This is a genomic window from Colwellia ponticola (assembly GCF_005885605.1).
Classification (GTDB): domain Bacteria; phylum Pseudomonadota; class Gammaproteobacteria; order Enterobacterales; family Alteromonadaceae; genus Colwellia; species Colwellia ponticola.
The window spans coordinates 1-430 of sequence record NZ_SZVP01000169.1 but is presented as its reverse complement, the minus strand read 5'-3'; the positions used below and the strand labels follow the sequence as shown (position 1 = coordinate 430).

The 430-nt window shown below is 65.8% G+C and carries 1 pseudogene; it reads left to right on the top strand.

Going from position 1 to position 430, the window contains the following annotated elements:
- A pseudogene (locus FCS21_RS16395) lies at positions 1 to 430 on the top strand (xanthine dehydrogenase family protein); the annotation flags it as partial.

The following is a 430-nucleotide window of genomic DNA, read 5'->3' as shown; positions in this document are numbered from 1 at the left end:
ACGGCATGCTCCACGCCGCCGTGCAGCACGCGCCGCGCCTGGGCATGACCGTGGGCAGCCTGCGTAACCAATCCCAGGTCGAAACCATGAAAGGCGTGCACTCGGTGCATGTGCTGCCCGGTGCGGTAGCCGTGGTGGCCGAACGCTGGTGGCACGCCAAGCGTGCGGTGGAGGCGATCCAGGTCGACTGGCAGGAACCGACGGCCGACTCAAAAGTGCGCGGCATGCCCGCGGATTTCTCCAGCGACGGCTTTCGCGATTTTCTCGCGGCCCAGCAAGGTCCGGCCCGTGACGACGAGAACGAAGGCGATGTGGCCGGCGCGTTGAAGAACGCCAAGACCCAGGTCGAGGCCACCTACCACAACCAATACCTCAACCATGCCCAGCTGGAACCACCGTCAGCCCTGGCGCGCTTCAACCCCTACGGTTC